The organism is Kitasatospora sp. NPDC101157 (genome assembly GCF_044768255.1).
Classification (GTDB): Bacteria; Actinomycetota; Actinomycetes; order Streptomycetales; family Streptomycetaceae; genus Kitasatospora.
The window spans coordinates 266169-281246 of sequence record NZ_JBIWPL010000007.1; the positions used below are offsets into that span (position 1 = coordinate 266169).

A 15078-nucleotide genomic window follows, 5' to 3' on the forward strand; every position below is an offset into this window, starting at 1 on the left:
CCACGGTGTTCGCCCTCAGGCGAAGCGTTCGACGGCGGCGAGGAGGGCCTCCGCCATCCGTGGACTGCCGGTGTGCCCGGCCTCGTCGATCACCGTCAGTCGGGCGTCCGGCCAGGCCCTGGTCAGTTCCCAGGGGGTGCGGAGCGGCCCGCCGAGGTCGAGTCGGCCGTGGATCAGTTCGCCCGGGATCCCGGCCAGTCGACCGGCGTCGCGCAGCAGTTGGCCGTCCGCCAGGAAGGCCCGGTGGGAGAAGTAGTGCGCCGTGATCCGGGTGAAGGCCATCAGGGCGTCGGAGGGGCGGTCGGAGTAGGCGTTCGGCTTGCCCAGCACCTCGTGCGAGATGACCGCGTCCTCCCAGGTGGACCAGGCCCGGGCGGCGGCCCGACGGACGCTCTCCTGTGGGCTGTTGAGCTGCCGACTGTAGGCGGCGAGCAGGTCGAACACGTCGCCGTCCCGGTCGGCAGCGGGCAGGAAGTCGCGGAACTCCTCCCAGGGGCCGGGCAGGAAGCGGCCGACACCCCAGTAGAGCCACTCGGTCTCCTCCGGGCGCGTCATGGTGACCCCGCAGATCACGATCCCGGACACTCGCTCCGGGTGCGCCTGCGCGTACGCCAGGATCAGCGTGGATCCCCAGGAGCCGCCGTAGAGCAGCCACTTGTCGATGCCCAGGTGATCGCGCAGCTGCTCCAGGTCGGCGACCAGGTGTGCGGTGGTGTTGTGCTCCAGCCCGGTCGACGGGTCGGCGGCGTGCGGCAGGCTGCGCCCGCAGCCGCGCTGGTCGTACTGGACGACGCGGTAGCGCCGCGGGTCGAAGTAGCGCCGGGAGCCCGGGTTGTGGCCCGAGCCGGGCCCGCCGTGCACCACCACGGCCGGCTTCCCGGCCGGGTCGCCGGAGGTGTTCCAGTGGATCCGCTGCCCGTCGCCGACGTCCAACAGGCCTTGGGCGTACGGCTCGTCGTGGCGGTAGGGCTCAGGCATCGGACACACCTCCGTGGGTTCGGACGGGCTGCCGGGTGAGCCTACCTGCCGTTGGGGCCGAGTGGCCGTCGGGTCTCGATCAGAGCCCGATGTCCGGCCCGAAGGCGGTGCCGAAGGAGGCGTAGAGGACGCAGAGGACCAGCCAGAAGCCCAGTGCACCCGTGATCTTGGCGGTGATCCGGCCGAGCCGGCCGCGCCGCTCCTTCGGTCGGCGCCGGTGACGGATGCCGTGGGCGAGCCCGAGCAGGCCGAGCGCGGCGAGCCCGTACGCGCCGACCGGGCTGGCCCGGTGGAGCGCCTGGGCGAGGAAGAAGGCCGCCGCGAGCGAACCCGTGGTGAGGGCGACCAGCAGGGTGCCGCCGACGAGTTCGACGAGCAGCTCGCCGAGGCAGCCCGTCGACTCGCGGGCGGCGCCGGTGAGCAGCCCGACCTGACCGCCGGGGACGGGTGTCGGGTCCCCGGGTTGCGGCCCGGCCGGTTCCTGTGCCGCCTGTTCCCCGGCCATGTCCGACTCCCCTTTGCCGATGCTTTGACTCCGCTTTACCTGGGGCATCGTAGCCGATCGCCGCGGCGACGCCGCAGGTCAGCGGCGGTCCGGTGGCAGCAGGGCGGCCAGGCCGTCGAGGACGCGGTTGAGACAGAAGTCGAAGCGGGCGTCCATGTCCGGACCGGTGAGGTGGTCGGCCAGGTGCGAGAGGTTGGGGTACTGGTCCGTGGGCAGGCTGCGGAAAAGGTCGCCGGCGGCGTCGGCGATGTCCCGGCGGCTGGTGCCGAGCACCTCGGCGGCCGAGATCGGTGACTGCTCCTGGAGCACGAAGCCCTGGACGAAGGCACCCAGCAGGTAGCTCGCCATGGCCGCGTCGGCGTCGGTGAACCCGGCCGAGCGGATCCGGGTGAGCTGGTCCTCCATCAGGTCGAACAGGCACGGCCCCGGGGCGAGGCGGCCGGCCAGGACCTTGGCGGCGTCGCGTTTGTCGAGCAGCAGCCGGCGGTAGCTGGCGCAGTACTCGTACAGCTCGGCCCGCCAGTCCGCCTGTCGCGGCGGGGGTTCGGCCGAGGCGAGGATCGCGTCGCTGAGCAGATCGAGCAGTTCCTGCTTGTTGCGGACGTGCCAGTACAACGAGGCGGCCTTGACGCCGACCTCGGTGGCGACCTTGCGCATCGACAGTCCGTCCAGTCCGTCCCGCTCCAGCACGCGCAGCGCGGCCCGGGTGAGGGCCTCGCGGGTCAGGGCGGGGGTCGCGTCGTCGTTCTCCGGCATGGCTGTGCGGACGCCTCCAGCGGTCGGGCGGATGGGTTCGGTGCGGCAGGTCGGTGCCGGTCGGTGGACGGGTTCGGTGCGGCAGGTCGGTGCCGTCCGGTGGATCGGAGGTCCGGTGGCCCCGGTGCGGCGGGTCAACAGTGCCACGAACGCTCGGCGGGCGAATGCGCAGGTCGGGAATGCGACTTGCGAACTAACGGTGTTAGGGGCACTCTGTTCGTACCATGCCAATCCCTGACACCGTTAGGGATGGGGAATCGGGAGGGATCCATGGAGGAGTCGAGTACGCGCCGGAGGCAGGGGCTGGCGCTGCTGACACTCTGCGTCGCCATGTTCATGGCCATGCTGGACAATGTTGTCGTCAATGTCGCGCTGCCCCGGATCGGGCAGGACCTGGACTCCGGGATCAGCGGACTCCAGTGGGTGGCCGAGGGCTACAGCCTGGTCTACGCCGCACTCGTGCTGACCGGCGGCGCGCTCGGCGACCGCCACGGCCGCGCCCGGATGTTCGTGGTCGGCCTCGGCCTGTTCACGGTCGGCTCCGCCGTGGCCGCACTCGCCGGGACGATCGGGGTGTTGGTCGGCGCCCGGATGGTCCAGGGCGTGGGCGCCGCGCTGCTCACCCCGGGCAGCCTGACCCTGCTCGGCCACGTGTTCACCGACGAGCGGGAACGCGCCAAGGCGATCGGTGTGTGGTCAGGGGTGTCGGCCCTCGGCCTGTCGATCGGCCCGGTGATCGGCGGCCCGATGGTCGAACACCTCGGCTGGGCCAGCGTGTTCTGGATCAACGTGCCGATCGGCGTGGCCGGGGTCGTCCTCGCCGCCAAGGTTCTGCCGACGATTCCGCCGCGCGCCCGGAGGATCGACTTCGGAGGCTTCGTGCTCTCGGCCGCCGGCCTCGGTCTGCTGGTCTACGCCCTGATCGAGGGGCCCTCACGAGGCTGGACCGACTCCCGGGTGATCGGCTGCGGCGCCGTCGCCGTCGTTCTGCTGGTCGCCTTCCTGCTGCTCGAACTGCGTCTGACCGAGCCGATGCTGGAGCTGCGGCTGTTCCGAGACGCCGCCTTGAGCGGCGCCATGCTCAGCGGCTTCATGGTCAGCTTCGGGATGTTCGGTGCACTGTTCTTCCTGCCGCTGCTGATGCAGGGCGTGCTCGGCTGGTCCCCGTCCGGCTCGGCCTACGGCGGGCTGCCGATGACCGCGATGCTGGTGGTCGCCGGCCCGCTGTCCGGTCGCCTCGCCGCCCGGTACGGCCCCCGGCTGCCGATGGTGCTCGGCCTCTCGCTCTGCGCCGTCGGCCTCGGCGGACTGTCGCTGTACGGCGAGCACGCCCACTACCCCGAGTACCTCTGGACGCTGTTCCTGCTGGGCTTCGGGATGGGCCTGACCTTCACGCCGGTCTCGATCGCGGTGCTCCAGCGGGTCTCCCCGGTGCAGACCGGGATGGCCTCGGCGACCATCAACACCCTGCGCGAACTCGGCGGCGTGCTCGGGATCGCGGTGCTCGGCGCCGTCCTGACCAACCGGATGACGGACGAGCTGACCGCGGCCCTGAACCGGCTCGGCGTCCCGGCGTCGGCCGTGGGCTCGATCGCGGACGCGCCCACCGGGGCGGCGAACGCCGGCGGCGGGGCGGCCGAAGCGCTGCCCGCGCCGGTCCAGCAGGCGGTGGACGGAGCCTTCGTCGACGGCATCCACCTCGCGCTGCGCTGCGGCTCGGTGGCGCTCGCCGTCACCGCGGTGCTGGTCGCCGTCCTGCTCGGCCGGGCGCGTCCGCTCGCCGCGGCCGGCCACGACGACGCGCGGCCGGAGGAACTCGCTGGGGCCAGCTCCGTCTGAGCGGAGCCGAGCCGGGCCGGGCCGGTTCGGGCCGGTTCGGGTCGAGCGGGGCCGGGCCGGGCCGGTTCGAGTCGAGTGGGGCCGGGCCGGGGCGGCCCGGGGCGGCCGGGCGACGCGAGTGGCCGCGGACACAGCCGCCTCAGCGGATCCCCTCCACCGCCGCCTGCGCCGCCCGGGCCAGCTCCCGCCGGGCCCCCGCCCGGGAGGGCTGCGGCCCGGGCGGCGGGATCGGCGGCAGGAAGGTGACGTCGGCGACCAGCCCGCGTACCGCGACCACCCGGGCGAGCGAGGTGAGCAGCCCGTCGTCACCGATGAAGGCGGGTGCGCTGGTCGGCCGCCCGTCCGCCAGCCGGTAGCGGATCGTCACCGGCTGGACGAAGGCGCCCGCCTCCACCGCCGCCTGGAACAGCGCGGGCCGGAACCGGCCACTCTCCCGCCCGCACCACGTCGACCCCTCCGGGAAGACGATCACCGGGTGCCCGGAGCGCAGCACCTCGGTCACGGTCGCCACGGTGTCCGGGAGCGTGCGCAACCGGTCACGGTCCAGGAACACGGTGCCGCCCCAGGCGACGAGCGGCCCGAGCACCGGCCACCTGCGGACCTCGGTCTTGGCCAGCGAGCGCCCCGGCCGCCCGGCGGCGAGCAGCGGGATGTCCAGCCAGGACACGTGGTTGGCCACCACCAGAGCCCCGTCGGCGCCGACCGCCCCGCCACCGACCGGAGATCCGCCGCCCGTTCCGCCCGTCCCGGTTGCTCCGCCCGTCCCGGCTGCCCCGGGTGTCCGCGGCGTCCGCGGGGTCCCGGGCGTGCCGAGGTGGACGGTCACCCCGAGGGTGCGCAGCAGCACCCGGGCCCAGAGCCGGATCAGCCGGTCCCGGGCGCCGTACGGCAGCAGCCGCACCGGCAGGCTGAGCAGGACGCCGACGAGCACCACGACCAGGCAGGCGGTCAGCCGAAGCGCCCGCCGAGGGTGCGAGACCTCCGGTGCGCGCTCGCCCAGGCAGGTTTCCGGTCGGCATGGCGCGGTCGGGAGCCAGACGCTCATGACGAGGCTCCCAGGGCGGGTGCTCCGGACAGGAAGTGCCGCAGGTAGCGCGGGTCGGTGCATTCCAGTGACAACAGCACGTACAGGTCGGCGCAGTCGAAGTCGGGGTCGTACGCGGGCTCACCGCAGACCCAGGCGCCGAGTCGCAGGTAGCCGCGGAGGAGGGCGGGCAGGGCGCCGCGCTCGGCGCGCGGAACGCCGGTGGCGTCCCAGCGGCGGTGCGGGGCCACCCGGTACTGCTCGGGGGCCAGGTACTTGGCGCTGACGGTGTCCCAGACCCGGGCGGCGGTGGCGCCGCCGTCCTCCAGGCCGATCGAGCAGCAGCCGCCGACCCAGGTGTTGCCGGTGTCGGCGAGGTAGCGGGCGATTCCGCCCCACATCAGGTTGATGACCGCGCCGTTGCCCCGGTGGGCGGGGTGGATGCAGGAGCGGCCGAGCTCGACCAGTCCGGACCGCACCGGCGCCAACCCGGAGAGGTCGAACTCGCCGTCGGAGTAAAGCCGTCCGGCCCGGCGGGCGGCCTCGGGGCGCAGCAGCCGGTAGGTGCCGACGACGGCGCCGTCCTCGCCCTCGCGGACCAGCAGGTGGTCGCAGTACTCGTCGAAGGGGTCGATGTCGAGTCCGGCGACCGGGCTGTGCAGGTCGGCGCCGAGTTCGGCGGCGAAGACCTGGTGGCGCAGCCGCTGGGCGGCGCGCACGTCGCCCTCGTCGCGGGCGAGGGAGACGGTGTAGGCGGAGGCCGGGGCCGGCCGGTGGCGCGGGGCGGGAACCACCGGGGTGTCGTGGGTGGGGGCGACTGCGGACGGAGCGTACGTGGGGACGGTGGTCATGGCGGACCCTCCAGGGCAGCACGATCGGCGGTGCCGTGGATCGCCAGGGCACCGTCCCGGCCCGCAGGAGTCGGGCATGGGTGCGAACCGGTCCCCGTATGTGTCTCCAAGCCGGTTGGCATTCACGTTGCGGCCCGGCGGAGCGCAGATGTGCACCTGTTGAATGGGATCCTTCGCAGCCTGCCGGTCATCTGCCCGGCACCAGGCGGTCGTTCGTCCTGGGTGGACAACGGGGGCGCGCACCTGACTCGCGCGCCCCCGCGGTCCCGGCTGCTCCGCCGTCAGGTCGTCGCCGGCGTCACATTTCGCCGTTACGTCCCCGCCGTCACGTTCCCGCCGTTACGCCCCCGCCGTCACGTTCCCGCCGTCACGTCCGGGGCTTCACGTCTCCGCCGTCGCTCAGAACGCCCGCCAGCCCTGCGGGTCGACGCCCCCGGGAACGGCGGCGGCCTGTTCGTACGGCTCGCGGGTGTAGACGAAGGAGCCGATGTCCAGGTGGCTGACCGTCCCGTCGGGGTGCCGGACCACCCGCAGGGTCTCGCCCGCGTAGTAGTTGTCCAGGCCGAGCCAGCTGCCGTCCGGCTGGGGCCGGAAGCGCGAGCCCCGGTGGCCGCCCGCGAGTTCGGTGAGCTCCAGCACGCCCTCGGCCCGCAGCCGCAGGACGTTGGGCGCGGCGCCCCAGTACCAGGGGCCGGTGAGCGCCAGCAGTTCCGCGTCCACCTCGGACAGCGGGCGCCAGGGCGCGGGCACTCGCGGCTCGTGGGCGGCCGTGATGCCGATCAACTGGGCGGCGAGCAGCGGCGTGTTGGCGCCGCTGGTGGCGTTGGACAGGGCGAAGGCGGCCAGCCCGTCGTCCGCGCTGACCCACAGCCCGGCCGTGAAGCCGGGCATCGAGCCGGAGTGGCCGTACAGCACCCGGCCCTCGTGGCGCCGCAGTTGCAGGCCGAGGCCGTAGCCGGAGGTCCACTCGGCGTCCCACGGGCCGACGGCGGGGCGGCGCATCTCGGCGAGGGTGCCGGCCGTGAGTACCTTGTCGTCGCCGGCCGCGAGGAAGGCCGCCCAGCGTGCCAGGTCCGCGCCGGTGGACCAGAGCTGGCCGGCCGGACCCATCAGGCCGGTGTCGGTGAGCGGTTCGGGCAGCATGACGTCGGCCCAGGGGTGGACGGCGAAGCCCCCGGCGTGCGGGTGCTCGGGCAGCAGGGTGGTGCGGTCCATGCCGAGCGGGGCCAGCACCTCACGGCGCAGCACCTCGCCCCAGGGCTCGCCGCGCAGTTCCTCGACCAGGGCGCCGAGCAGGGCGTAGCCGGGGTTGGAGTAGTGGTGGCGGTGCCCGGCCGGGTGCTTGAGCGGGTTCTCCTGTTCCAGCAGGTCGCCGAGTTCGGGCCGCAGGGAGCCGTCCGTCCGCTCCCACCAGGGCTCGGGGGTCTCGGCGGCGAGCCCGCCGGAGTGGGCGAGCAACTGGGCGACGGTGACCTCGTCGGCCGGGGTGCCGGGCAGGTGGCGGCCCAACAGGTCGGCCAGGTCGAGCAGGCCCTCGTCGCGCAGCCGGAGGACCAGCACCGCGACGAAGGTCTTGGTGAGCGAGCCGATCCGGTACTGGACGTCCGGGTCCGGGGCGTGGCCGTCGACCATGCTGCGGGCGCCGCTCCACACCAGGCGGCCGTCCCGCACGACCCCGGCCACCAGGGAGGGGGTGCGGCCCTCGGCCTGGGCGACGGCGACGCGGTGCAGCAGGGCGCGTCGGGTGGTGGGCAGCAACTGGTCGGACTGGTCGGTCATCTGATCGTCTGAGCTCATCGGCATGGACGGACAGTAGCCCAACCGGGCCCCGGACCAGTGCGAACAGGGCTGCACCGGCCCTCCGGTCAGTCCCTCCGGTCGGTCCCGTAGGTCGGTCCCTCGGTCCCGTCGGTCCGTCCCGCCGACCCGCTCGATCAACGCGACTTCACCCGATCAGGCGGAGCCACCCGATCAGGTGGACCCTCCGATCAGGCCGTCAGCGGCGGAAGTTCCGGCCGCTCCAGCCACGCCTCGAACAGCGGGCCGAGCGGGGTCGCGGTGTACCGGGAGGCGTGCGCGAGCAGGTCGGAGGTGGCGACCACGCCGTGCCGGTTGACGCCCGCCCAGTCCCTCAGCATCGCGAAGAACGCGTCCTCGCCGAGCGCCAGCCGCAGCGCGTGCACCGTCAGGCCGCCGCGCTGGTACAGCCGGTCGTCGAACATCAGCCTCCGGCCCGGATCGCCGAGCCGGAGGTCCTGCGGCAGCCCGGCCAGCAGCCGGTGCGCGGCGGCGGCGTGCACGGCCGCGCCCGGGCCGCCGGCGTGTTCGGACCAGAGCCACTCCGCGTACTTGGCGAAGCCCTCGTTGAGCCAGATGTGCCGCCAGTCGGCGATCGAGACGCTGTTGCCGAACCACTGGTGGGCCAGCTCGTGCGCGATCAGCCGCTCGCGCTCCCAGCCGCCGCCGAGGTGGTTGGTGCCGAAGGTGGCCACGCCCTGCGCCTCCACCGGGACGTCCAGCTCCTCGTCCGCGACCACCACCGCGTACTCGCCGAACGGGTACGGCCCGAAGACGTCGGTGAAGTACGCCATCATCTCCGGCTGCCGGGCGAAGTCCCGGGCGAAGGCTTCGGCCAGCCGCTGCGGCACGTACCCGGTCTGCGGCACGTACCCGGTCCGCGGCGCGAATCCGGCCCGGGGCGCGTCGGGGCGGGCGGTCAGCGGCACCGGCCGGTAGTGCCCGATCGAGACCGTCACCAGGTACGACGAGGTCGGCGCGCTCTGCTCGTACACCCAGGTGGTGCTGGAGGCGCGGCTGGTCCGGGTGAGCAGCCGCCCGCCGGACAGCACCGTGAACGGGGACGGCGTGGTCACCGCCACCTGGTACGCCGCCTTGTCCGCCGGCCGGTCGTTGCACGGGAACCAGGACGGCGCCCCGACCGGCTGACTGGCCACCAGCGCGCCCTCGGTCAGTTCCTCCCAGCCCAGCCCACCCCACGGGCTGCGCACCGGTCGGGGGTTGCCGGTGTAGTGCACCTCGACGGTGAAGGCCGCACCCGCCGCGAGCGCCTTCGCCGGGCGGATTCGCAGCTTGCCGCCGCGGTGGGTGTAGCGGGCGGCCTTGCCGTCGACCAGCACCCGCCCGATCCGGAAGTCGGCCAGGTCGAGCGCGAACTCGGCCAGCGCCGCGTTCGCCACCGCGCTCAGCCGGGCCGAGGCGGCCAGCCGGTTGGGCCCGGGCCGGTAGTCGAGGGCGAGTTCGTAGCGGTGCACCCGGTAGCGGTGGTCGCCGCTGTTCGGGAAGTACGGGTCCGGACCGCCGGCGGCCGGCGGGGCGTGGTGGGGCTTCACGGGGGCGGGCGCTTCCTGCGGGCCGGGACGGGGGGTCGTGCCCGGGCGGTCGGTCTTGCCGGGACGGGCGGTCGTGCCGGGGGGACGGCTGGTCGTGCCCGGGCGGTCGGTCGGAGGGGTGGTCACGGGGTGCTCTGCCAGGCCTCGATGGGGTTGCCCAGCCACCGCGTGTCCGCAGGGACGGACTCGGCGCGCATCACCAGCGAGGCCGGTCCCAGCGTGCTGCGCGCACCCACCGTGCTGCCGGGCAGCACGATCCCGCCCGGGCCCAGGGTGGCGCCCTCGCGGAGGACCACAGTATCCATCCGCATGATCCGGTCGTGGAAGAGGTGCGTCTGCACCACGCAGCCCCGGTTGACGCTCACTCCGTCCCCGAGGGTGACCAGGTCCGCCTCCGGCAGCCAGTAGCTCTCGCACCACACGCCGCGCCCGACCTTGGCGCCGAGCGCCCGCAGCCACAGGTTCAGCACCGGGGTGCCCAGTACCGCACCGACCAGCCAGGGCACCGCCAGCACCTCGACGAAGGTGTCGGCGAGCTCGTTGCGCCACACGAAACCGCTCCACAGCGGGTGCTCCACCGCCCGGAAGCGCCCGACCAGCAGCCACTTCGCGGCCACCGCGACCAGGCAGGCCACGCCGCCCGCCGCCAGCAGCACCGGTCCGGACAGCAGCGCAGCGAGCAGGGTGGAGCCCGCGGCGGCCAGCCAGGACAGCGCCGCCACCGTCGCCAGGCCCAGCGCCCCCGAGACGAGCACCGGCACCAGCCTGGCCAGCTCGACCAGTCCGCGCGCCCACCGCAGCCGGGCCGGCGGCTCGTAGGTCAGGCTCTGGTCCGCCCGGTCCGCCGCGCGCGGTAGCCGCACCGGCGGCATGCCCAGGTACGAGCCGCCCTTCTTCGCCTTCGCCGGCGTCGCCGAGAGCACGCCCACCAGGCCCCGCTTGGGCACCGAGCGGCCCGGCGCGGTCATCCCCGAGTTGCCGAGGAACGCCCGGTCGCCGACCTTCGCCTCGCCCAGGCGCATCCAGCCGCCGCCCAGCTCGTACGGCGCGATCAGGGTGTCGTCGGCCAGGAACGCGCCGTCCCCGACGGTGGTCAGGCTGGGCAGCGCCAGCACCGTGGACACCTCGGCACCCCGGCCGACCCGCATCCCCAGCGCCCGCAGCCACAGCGGGGTCACCAGCCCGGCGTACAGCGGGAACAGCACCTCGCGGGCCCGGTCCATCAGCTGGCTGACCATCCACGCCTGCCAGCTGACCCGGCCGTGCAACGGGTGCGCCCCGGGCACCAGACCGGTGCTCAGCAGCCGGACCAGCACCACCAGCTGCGTGGCGTACAGCGCTCCGTACGCCAGGGTGGCGGGCAGCAGGCCGAGCAGGGCGCCGCCGAGGGCCGGACCGAGGTCGGCGCCCCGGTCGACGAAGCCGGAGAGCACGGCGAGGGCGGCCGCGGCGGGCAGCACCGGGAGCAGGCCGAGCAGGGCGTCGCCGGCCGCGTACAGCGCGGCCCAGGCGGGCCGGCGGACCGGCGGCTCGGCGGGCCAGGACCACTCGGCCCGGCCCAGTTTGACGGCGGGCGCGCCGCCCCAGCGCTGGCCGGTCGGCACCTGGCCGGTGACGCTGGAGCCGGGCAGCACCTGGGCGCGCTTGCCAACCCGGGCACCGGGCAGCAGCGTCGAACGGGTGCCGACCACCGCATCGGCGCCGACCCTGATCTGACCGACCTCCAGCCGGTCGCCGTCCAGCCAGTAGCCGGACAGGTCGACCTCGGCCTCGACGGCGCAGCCCCGGCCCAGCTTGAGCATCCCGGTGACCGGCGGCAGCGAGTGAAGGTCCACCTCGCGGGCGATCTTCGCGCCCAGCACCCGGGCGTAGGGAACCAGCCAGGCGCCGGACAGCCCGGTCGCGCCGCTCAGCTCGGCGAGCCGCTCGGCCGCCCACAGCCGCAGGTGCACGGCCCCGCCGCGCGGGTAGCTGCCCGGGCGCAGGCCGCGCAGCAGCAGCCGGGCGCCACCGGCACCGATCGCGAGCCGGCCCGGCGAGCTGTACAGCACGAGCGCGCCCGCGCCGACCGCCCACCAGGAGGCGGTGGGCGCCCACGGGTAGCCGCCGAAGTGGGAGAGCAGGTTCCCGGCGGCCAGCAGGCCGACCGTCCAGCGCAGGCCGACCACGGTGAACAGCGGGACCAGCAGGAGCAACTGGAGCAGCTTCGCCCGGGTCGGGACCAGGGTGACGGTCCGGGCCTCGCCGCCCTCGGCGGCGCCGCGTTCCAGGTGGCGGGCGAGCTTGCGCAGCGTCGGGTGCTGGTAGATGTCCAGCACGGCGGCGCTCGGGTAGCGGATGCGCAGCAGCGTGGTCAGCCGGGCGGCGGCCAGACTGCCGCCGCCGATCGCGAAGAAGTCGTCGCGCGCGCCGGTCACCTGCACGCCGAGGATCTCGGCCCACTGCTCGGCGAGCCAGGCCTCGGTGCCGTACAGCTGCTCGCCCGGTCCGGCGGCCTTCAGCTCGGGCAGCGGCCAGGGCAGGGCGTTGCGGTCGACCTTGCCGGACGTGCGGGTGGGCAGGGTCTCGACCGGGGCGAGCAGCGGCACCAGGGCGGCCGGCAGCTCGGCGCGCAGCCGCTCGACGGCCTGCTCGCGGTCGAAGCCTTCCTGGACCACCAGGTAGCCGACCAGCAGCTGGTTGCCGCCACGCGCGGTCCGCACGGCGGCGGCCGCGCCCGCGACACCCGGCAGGGCCTGCAGGGCGGCGTCCACCTCGCCGAGTTCGATCCGGCGGCCCCCGAGCTTGATCTGCTCGTCGGTGCGGCCGAGGAACAGCAGGCCGGCCGGGTCCGCCTGCACCAGGTCCCCACTGCGGTAGGCGCGCTCCCAGCCCAGCGAGGGCAGCGGCGCGTACTTCTCGGCGTCCTTCTCCGGGTCCAGGTAGCGGGCCAGGCCGACCCCGCCGATCACCAGCTGCCCGGTGCCGCCGGGGGCGACCGGCTGCCCGGCCTCGTCCACCACGGCGAGGTCCCAGCCGTCCAGCGGCAGGCCGATCCGGACCGGGCCCTCGCCGGTCAGCAGGGCGGCGCAGGCCACCACGGTGGCCTCGGTCGGACCGTAGGTGTTCCACACCTCGCGGCCCTCGGTGACCAGGCGCTGCACCAGCTCGGGCGGGCAGGCCTCGCCGCCGAAGATCAGCAGCCGGACCTCGTTCAGCGCCTCGGCGGGCCACAGCGCGGCCAGGGTCGGGACGGTGGAGACCACGGTGATCTCCTGCTCGGCCAGCCAGGGGCCGAGGTCGGCGCCGCTGCGCACCTGGGAGCGGGGGACGGGCACCAGGCAGGCGCCGTGCCGCCAGGCCAGCCACATCTCCTCGCAGGAGGCGTCGAAGGCGACGGACAGTCCGGCCATCACCCGGTCGCCGGGGCCGATCGGCTCCTCCTGGAGGAAGAGCGCGGCCTCGGCGTCGACGAAGGCGGCGGCGTTGCGGTGGGTGACGGCGACGCCCTTGGGCTTGCCGGTCGAACCGGAGGTGAAGATGATCCAGGCGTCGTCGGCCGGGGTGGGGCGGCGCACGCTCGCGGCCGGGCGGGTGGTGGTGACGCTCAGGCTGCGCCCGGCGCCGAGCACGGCGGCGACGGCTGCCTCGCCGAAGACCAGCTGGGCCCGCTCGTCCGGGTCCTCGGCGTCCACCGGGACGTAGGCGGCACCGGCGGCGAGCACGGCGAGGATCGAGACGTACAGGTCGTTGGTGCCGGATGGCACCCGGACGCCGACCCGGTCGCCCGGGCCGATGCCGGAGGCGGCCAGCCGGCGGCGCAGCTGCTCGACCTCGGAGGCCAGGGCGCGGTAGCTGAGCACGGTGCGGCCGTCGTCCAGGGCCGGCTCGTCGGGGTGGGCCCGCACGGTGGCGTCCAGCACGTCGGCCAGGGTGCGCGGGGCGGCGGCCGGGCGGCCGGGGAACAGGGCCTGCGGCTGCGCGGGCCGCGCAGACCGCGTCGGCGCGGGCCGGTCGGCGGTGGCGGGTTCCGGGCGGTCCTGCTTCGGCGCGTCCTGTTCCGGCGCGGGCCGCAGCGGCGTGGCGTACTGCTTCGGGTGGCTCGGTCCAGCTGTCATGGCAGCCGTGCGCTCCTCGTCCTCGCCCCGTTCCGACCGATGTCCGGCCCCTGGGGCGGTGGGAGCACTCGCCTGACGGGTGCCCCCACTCCGGGGCCGGAGCGGACAACCCGACCGATGGTAGCCCCGGCCTTCCGGGCCGGCAGGAGCTGGGACTCGGCCCAACTGGGGCCGTGATGGCTTGATCTGACGCACCATCAGTGTGCAACTGATACGCGATGGCTTTGACATGACGACCCGTCAGTCCATTTGACGGACCGTCAGCTCGAATGCGCGATCGTGATCCATGCCACAGGAAGTGCTGCTCCCTTCGGGTGATGGGCCGGGCGGGCCGGGGTTTCGGCGGTCTTCGCCCCGGCCCGCCCGGCCCCGTGGCGCCGCGCCGGTCCGTACCTAGGCGGCCCGGGGAGCGATCCTGGGCGGGGTCCAGTCGGCGTGCTTCAGGACGGTCCGCATCATCGCGCCGGGCGGGGTGAGGCGGATCGCGGCGTTGCGCAGGCCGACCGCCAGCGGGTTGGTCAGCTGCTGGCCCATCCGGCCGGCCCGGCGGGCGTCGCGGGCCACGGTCTGGCTGCGCGGACGGCGGGCGGCGTCGTAACGGGTGAGCGCGGCCTCGACCGTCCGGCTCCCGGCGACCGCCGCCGCGAGGGTCGCGGCATCCTCCAGGGCCTGGCAGGCACCCTGACCGAGGTGCGGCGTCATGGCGTGGGCCGCGTCGCCGAGCAGGGCGATCCGGCCCGAGACGTACGAGGGGAGAGGGGTGACCAGTTCGCTGACGTCGTGGTGCAGCACCGCCTCCGGGCTGGTCGCGGCCAGCAGGGCCGGGATCGGGTCGTGCCAGCGCGCGAAACGACGGCGGACCTCGGTCAGCGGGTCGCGGTAGCGCACCCCGGCCGGGGAGTTGAGCACGGCGTGCCACTCGGCCCGGCCGTCCGGGAAGGCGATGTGGCCGAACTCGGCGCCGTGTCCCCAGGTCAGTTCGAAGTCGGCGGTCAGCCCGTCGACCGGGCGCTCGGTGATCGCCCGCAGCACCGTCGAGCCGCTGTAGACCGGCCCGGGGTGGGCGGGGAAGAGCCGGCGCCGGATCCGGCTGTTGATGCCGTCGGCTGCGACGACCAGACCGGCCTCCAGGGTGGTGCCGCCGTAGCCCACCGTGACCCGGGCGGGGTCGGTGGTGTCGATCTCCGTCACCTCGGCGCCGATCACCAGGGACTCGGCGGGCAGCGCCTCGCGGAGGATGCGGTGCAGGTCGGCGCGGGGAATGCCGACGATCGGCGCCCCCAGCTCGCGCTCCAGCGCCCTGCCGTCCATCAGGGCGAGCCGGCGGCCGTCCGGCGTCCGCGTCCCGCCGGTGTACTGGCGCCGCGAGGCCGCCTCGACGGCGTCGCCGACGCCGAGGATCCCGAGTGACCGCATGCCGTTGGCGTGGAGCGAGATCCCGGCTCCGGCGTCGTCCAGGACGGCCGCCCGCTCGATCACGGTGACGTCCCACCCCGCCAGCCGGAGCCCGATCGCGGTCGCCAACCCGCCGATGCCGCCACCGACCACCACCGCGCTGTTGTTGCTCATGCCCGGTCCTTCCCGTGCTGCCGCGCTGTCTTCTACAGCTGTAGAAGGAGCGTACTACGGGCTTACGGGGGCGACCGGAGGGGAGGGGTGGGCTCTCCTGGACGGTGGA

The 15078-nt window shown here is 74.6% G+C and carries 10 protein-coding genes; 1 reads left to right on the top strand and 9 read right to left on the bottom strand.

Translation table 11 applies throughout. The features are described from left to right. Window positions 1-15: 15 nt before the first annotated feature. The 3 genes from pip to ACIRVF_RS18250 all read right to left on the bottom strand — a co-directional run bounded on the left by pip (window position 16) and on the right by ACIRVF_RS18250 (window position 2239). Entirely contained in the window at window positions 16-978 is a 963-nt protein-coding gene (gene pip / locus ACIRVF_RS18240; protein WP_402818227.1) for a prolyl aminopeptidase, read from the bottom strand. Window positions 979-1057: 79 nt separating this feature from the next. Beyond that, the gene (locus tag ACIRVF_RS18245; RefSeq protein ID WP_402818230.1) at window positions 1058-1483 is read right to left on the bottom strand and encodes a hypothetical protein; all 426 of its coding nucleotides are present in this window, start codon (window positions 1481-1483) and stop codon (window positions 1058-1060) included. 78 nt (window positions 1484-1561) lie between these two features. Further along, a complete protein-coding gene (locus ACIRVF_RS18250) occupies window positions 1562-2239 on the bottom strand; it encodes a TetR/AcrR family transcriptional regulator C-terminal domain-containing protein (protein ID WP_402818233.1) in 678 nt (225 codons plus the stop codon). 270 nt (window positions 2240-2509) lie between these two features. On the opposite strand from ACIRVF_RS18250, the gene ACIRVF_RS18255 reads away from it, so the two are divergent. After that, window positions 2510-4078, top strand: a complete 1569-nt coding sequence (locus ACIRVF_RS18255) for an MFS transporter (RefSeq protein ID WP_402818236.1) — start codon at window positions 2510-2512, stop codon at window positions 4076-4078. 139 nt (window positions 4079-4217) lie between these two features. On the opposite strand, the gene ACIRVF_RS18260 is transcribed toward ACIRVF_RS18255, so the two are convergent. The 6 genes from ACIRVF_RS18260 to ACIRVF_RS18285 form a co-directional block, all read right to left on the bottom strand. Then, on the bottom strand, window positions 4218-5123 hold the full coding sequence (locus ACIRVF_RS18260; RefSeq protein ID WP_402818239.1) for a lysophospholipid acyltransferase family protein: 906 nt from the start codon (window positions 5121-5123) through the stop codon (window positions 4218-4220). Continuing rightward, on the bottom strand, window positions 5120-5953 hold the full coding sequence (locus tag ACIRVF_RS18265) for a GNAT family N-acetyltransferase (RefSeq protein ID WP_402818242.1): 834 nt from the start codon (window positions 5951-5953) through the stop codon (window positions 5120-5122). Before ACIRVF_RS18265 ends, ACIRVF_RS18260 begins: the two co-directional genes overlap by 4 nt. A gap of 399 nt (window positions 5954-6352) precedes the next feature. Beyond that, window positions 6353-7732, bottom strand: coding sequence for a serine hydrolase domain-containing protein (locus tag ACIRVF_RS18270; RefSeq protein WP_402818523.1), 1380 nt, complete (start codon window positions 7730-7732; stop codon window positions 6353-6355). A 209-nt stretch (window positions 7733-7941) separates the two neighbouring features. Then, window positions 7942-9303, bottom strand: a complete 1362-nt coding sequence (locus tag ACIRVF_RS18275; protein ID WP_402818245.1) for a M1 family metallopeptidase — start codon at window positions 9301-9303, stop codon at window positions 7942-7944. 122 nt (window positions 9304-9425) lie between these two features. Beyond that, window positions 9426-13400, bottom strand: coding sequence for a Pls/PosA family non-ribosomal peptide synthetase (locus ACIRVF_RS18280; RefSeq protein ID WP_402818248.1), 3975 nt, complete (start codon window positions 13398-13400; stop codon window positions 9426-9428). Window positions 13401-13793: 393 nt separating this feature from the next. Then, on the bottom strand, window positions 13794-14969 hold the full coding sequence (locus ACIRVF_RS18285; protein WP_402818251.1) for an FAD-dependent monooxygenase: 1176 nt from the start codon (window positions 14967-14969) through the stop codon (window positions 13794-13796). Window positions 14970-15078: the final 109 nt, after the last annotated feature.

What these genes read in the sequence shown, in the direction of transcription:
- ACIRVF_RS18250 (WP_402818233.1), bottom strand. Translation starts at nt 2,239, where the DNA reads ATGCCGGAGAACGACGACGCGACCCCCGCCCTGACCCGCGAGGCCCTC.
- ACIRVF_RS18265 (WP_402818242.1), bottom strand. Translation starts at nt 5,953, where the DNA reads ATGACCACCGTCCCCACGTACGCTCCGTCCGCAGTCGCCCCCACCCAC.
- ACIRVF_RS18255 (WP_402818236.1), top strand. Translation starts at nt 2,510, where the DNA reads ATGGAGGAGTCGAGTACGCGCCGGAGGCAGGGGCTGGCGCTGCTGACA.
- ACIRVF_RS18285 (WP_402818251.1), bottom strand. Translation starts at nt 14,969, where the DNA reads ATGAGCAACAACAGCGCGGTGGTGGTCGGTGGCGGCATCGGCGGGTTG.
- pip (WP_402818227.1), bottom strand. Translation starts at nt 978, where the DNA reads ATGCCTGAGCCCTACCGCCACGACGAGCCGTACGCCCAAGGCCTGTTG.
- ACIRVF_RS18260 (WP_402818239.1), bottom strand. Translation starts at nt 5,123, where the DNA reads ATGAGCGTCTGGCTCCCGACCGCGCCATGCCGACCGGAAACCTGCCTG.
- ACIRVF_RS18280 (WP_402818248.1), bottom strand. Translation starts at nt 13,400, where the DNA reads ATGACAGCTGGACCGAGCCACCCGAAGCAGTACGCCACGCCGCTGCGG.
- ACIRVF_RS18245 (WP_402818230.1), bottom strand. Translation starts at nt 1,483, where the DNA reads ATGGCCGGGGAACAGGCGGCACAGGAACCGGCCGGGCCGCAACCCGGG.
- ACIRVF_RS18270 (WP_402818523.1), bottom strand. Translation starts at nt 7,732, where the DNA reads ATGACCGACCAGTCCGACCAGTTGCTGCCCACCACCCGACGCGCCCTG.